The sequence below is a fragment of the Wolbachia endosymbiont of Drosophila bocki genome (assembly GCF_028982005.1).
Lineage (GTDB): Bacteria > Pseudomonadota > Alphaproteobacteria > Rickettsiales > Anaplasmataceae > Wolbachia > Wolbachia pipientis.
The window spans coordinates 1-3,599 of sequence record NZ_JAPQLG010000023.1; the positions used below are offsets into that span (position 1 = coordinate 1).

Below are 3,599 nucleotides of genomic sequence, written 5' to 3' on the forward strand. Positions count from 1 at the left end.
TAGATATACCTCTTTCTTAACTATGCTTATTTTACCTCATATTTTCGAGATCCTTAACAGGTTCTAAGCTCAGACCTACAAAAGGCGGCAAAATAATAGTTACGTCTCGTAATACTGAATGGCCACAAGGGAGTATAGGTGTAGACGTTTTTACTCCCCCAGAATCAGAATTATATGTTAAGAAAATTCTAGGCCAGGTTTCAGAAAGCGATAGGCCAAATATAGGTATATTGGCAGAAAAGTTAGGTAGATTACCTTTGGCATTAGCTCAGGCTTGCGCTTACATCAAAGAAAACAAAATGACTATCTCACGTTACTTAGAAATTTATGCAGAAAGGAAGCTTTATTTATTATCTCATAAAACACTACCTAAGGATTCTAACCATGAGCCTGTGTTTATTACTTGGGATATTACAATGGACGCAATTCGTAATGAGTCTAAACTAGCAAGCAAGTTGTTAGTAGCTTGTGCATATTTAGACAATGATATTCCTAAAGATTTGTTAAGAATATTTCCTGAGATTGTAGAGAACAATTCTGAAGAAAAACCTTTTGAAGAAGTATTAGGTATATTATTGAGATATTCGATGCTAGTGTCCAATGAGCAGAGTAGTAGTGTTTCTATTCACTGTTTAGTATAAGATGTAATTAGGCTAAAGTCAAAGGAAAGTGGAAAAATTAAAAAAGATATAAAAACCGTTTTTCAATTATTAAAAGAAAGCTTCCCTGACGACAGTGACAAATTAGAAGATTATGCTAAGAAACGACAGTTGTTACCACATTTAGAAACGTTCTTATCACATATAGATGATTGGCTAGGAAAAAATCCTTTAGAAAAGCAAACAATAGAGAAGGATTATCTTGTGGATTTGTTAATACGAATGAGTGATGGATATTATTACTTGGGTAATCCTAGAAGACAAAAGGAGTCGCTTGAACGGGTTTTACCTATCTTTAGAAAACATTATGGATCTGATCATTTTATAGTCGCCATGGCACTGACAAACCTCGGTATCGCTTGCGGGGATTTAGGTGATCACAAGAAAAAAAAGACGTTGCTTGAACGGGCTTTACCTATTTCTGAGAAACATTATGGCCCTGACCATTTCGAAGTTGCTGCCATACTGACAAACCTAAGTAGTTCCTACGGGACTTTAGGCAATCATGATAAACAAAAGGAGCTTCTTGAACGGACTTTAACAATTAAAGAGAAACATTATGGCCCTGACCATTTCGAAGTTGCTAGGACGCTGGCAAACCTTGGTAACTCTTATAGGGCTTTAGGTACTCCTCAAAAAGCAAAAGAGTTGCTTGAACGGGCTTTACCCGTCCTTAAGAAACACTACAGTCCTGATCATCCTGAAGTTGCTATACCACTTGCAAATCTTGGTATTGCCTATGGTGCGTCAGGTAATCATGAAAAAAAAAGGAGTTGCTTGTGCGGGCTTTAATAATTCAAGAGAAACATTATAGCTTTGGTCATTCTGGAGTTGTTAAAACACTGATAAATCTAGGTAATGCTTATGGAGATTTAGGTGATCACAAGAAAAAAAAGGAGTTGCTTGAACGGGCTTTAGCAATTAATGAAAAACGTTATGGCCCTGACCATTTCGAAGTTACTGCCATACTAACAAATCTCGGCACCGCTCATTATGCTTTAGGTGATCCTCAGAAAGCAAAAGAGTTGTTTGAACGGGCTTTAGTTATCTTTAAGAAACATTACGATTCTGACCATTTTGAAATTGTTAAACCACTGGCAAACCTGGGTACCGTTTATGGTACTTTAGGTGATCCTCAAAAGGCAAAAGAGTTGTTTGAACGAGCTTTACCTATTTTTGAGAAACATTATGGCTCTGGTCATGTTCAAGTTGCCAAACTACTGGCAAATCTTGGTATTGCCTATGGCGCTTTGGGCGATCACAAGAAACAAGAGGAATTGCTTGAACAGGCCTTGCCTATTTTTGAGAAACATTATGGCCCTGATCATCCGGAAGTTGCTAAACTACTGGCAGAACTAGATGACATTTAGGTTTTTAGCAATACTGGATTAACAACAATTCATTTGAGCTACACTTCCAAAACTAATCTATTTGGATCTTCTATATAATTTTTTATTTTAACGAGGAAAGTTACTGCTCCTTTGCCGTCAACTATTCTGTGATCGTAAGAGAGAGCCATGTACATCATAGGTCTGATTTCTACTGCATTACCAACAGCAACTGGCCTGTTTTGTATTGAATGCATTCCAAGTATTCCAGATTGCGGAGGGTTTATTACCGGAGTGGAAAGAAGTGAACCGTATACTCCACCGTTTGAGATGGTAAATGTTGCACCTTCCATTTCTGATACTTGTAATTTACCCTCACGAGCTTTTTTGCCAAGAGCAACTAAAGTCAACTCAATTTCTGCAAATGACATCTGATCGGCACCCCGAATAACTGGTACAACAAGGCCTTTATCGGTGCCAACAGCAACACCTACGTCATAGTAATGTTTATATATGATTTCATCGCCTGAGATTTCAGCGTTAATTTCAGCAATTTCTTTCAATGCTTGCACCGCTGCCTTTATAAAAAACGACATAAAACCCAGTTTTATTCCATATTTTTTTTCAAAAGTGTCCTTATATTTTGCTCTTAGATCCATGACATTTTTCATGTCAATTTCATTGAACGTGGTCAGTATTGCAGCAGTATTTTGCGATGCTTTCAAACGAGCGGCAATTACTTGCCTTATTTTGCTCATTTTTACTCGTTCCTCTCTTTGCTCTCCACTTACTACACTTTTTGGCAATTCGTATTGTTTTATTGCAGGTTGTTCAGCTTTGTTCATATGGCCTATCACATCTGCTTTTGTTATTCTGCCTCCCACGCCAGTTCCTTTGACGCTTTCTGCACTGATTGCATTTTCTTCCATAATTTTACGAGCTGATGGAGCATCTTTTTTAGCAGCACTTTCGCTTTTATCTTCTTTTCTCGCTTCCTCTTTTACTTCTCCCATGGAAAGCTTCGCTAACAATTGATCAGGACTTATTACATCATCTTCTTTTATAAGAAATTCAGTTATTTGCCCTGAAGCTTCTGCAGTTAATTCGAGTGCTGTTTTGTCAGTTTCAATTTCAAAGATCAAGTCATCTACTTTTACTGCTTCTCCAATACCCTTCTTTATTTTTACTATACCTTCTGTAACTGATTCACCACCAAGAGTTTTTGGTGCTCTGATTTCTATAATTTTGCTCATAAAACAACTTCCGTATAAAACTTTCTATAGATTTATACATGAAAAGAGACATGTAATAAACTAATAAATTCATTGAGGCTCTTATCATTTAGAAGTGACAAACGGATAACATATTCCCAAATGTCATTCCAGCACGTGACGCTAGGCCATAAAAATTCCTTGACAAGCCTCGCCAGCTCCCTTATCATGAAAATGAAGCTATTTATTTATCTTCTCTCTACAGATTAAATGACAAAAAAACTCAACGTATCTGGCGTCTCGTGTTTAATTTTTTGCACTATGTGCACTCTATGTCTTTATCAAATTTCTAGGTTTTTACCTACACAAGCTGAAATACGCTTATAAAGCATTTAAAACAT

The 3,599-nt window shown here is 36.8% G+C and carries 4 protein-coding genes; 3 read left to right on the plus strand and 1 reads right to left on the minus strand.

The annotated features are described in order from the left end of the window. Positions 1–230 precede the first annotated feature (230 nt). The 3 genes from OZD61_RS00420 (at position 231) to OZD61_RS00430 (ending at position 2,029) form a co-directional block, all read left to right on the plus strand. Positions 231–641: a hypothetical protein gene (locus OZD61_RS00420; protein ID WP_274979435.1), complete on the plus strand. Its 411-nt coding sequence runs from the start codon at positions 231–233 to the stop codon at positions 639–641. A gap of 129 nt (positions 642–770) precedes the next feature. Continuing rightward, positions 771–1,451: a tetratricopeptide repeat protein gene (locus OZD61_RS00425; protein WP_274979436.1), complete on the plus strand. Its 681-nt coding sequence runs from the start codon at positions 771–773 to the stop codon at positions 1,449–1,451. After that, a complete protein-coding gene (locus OZD61_RS00430) occupies positions 1,439–2,029 on the plus strand; it encodes a tetratricopeptide repeat protein (RefSeq protein ID WP_274979437.1) in 591 nt (196 codons plus the stop codon). The genes OZD61_RS00425 and OZD61_RS00430 overlap by 13 nt, the downstream gene beginning before the upstream one ends. A 38-nt stretch (positions 2,030–2,067) precedes the next feature. Here OZD61_RS00430 and odhB read toward each other — a convergent pair whose 3' ends face one another. Continuing rightward, positions 2,068–3,240, minus strand: a complete 1,173-nt coding sequence (gene odhB, locus OZD61_RS00435; RefSeq protein WP_274979438.1) for a 2-oxoglutarate dehydrogenase complex dihydrolipoyllysine-residue succinyltransferase — start codon at positions 3,238–3,240, stop codon at positions 2,068–2,070. Between the last annotated feature and the right edge of the window lie 359 nt (positions 3,241–3,599).

Coding starts and splice junctions, on each gene's coding strand:
- odhB (WP_274979438.1), bottom strand. CDS start 3,240: ATGAGCAAAATTATAGAAATCAGAGCACCAAAAACTCTTGGTGGTGAA.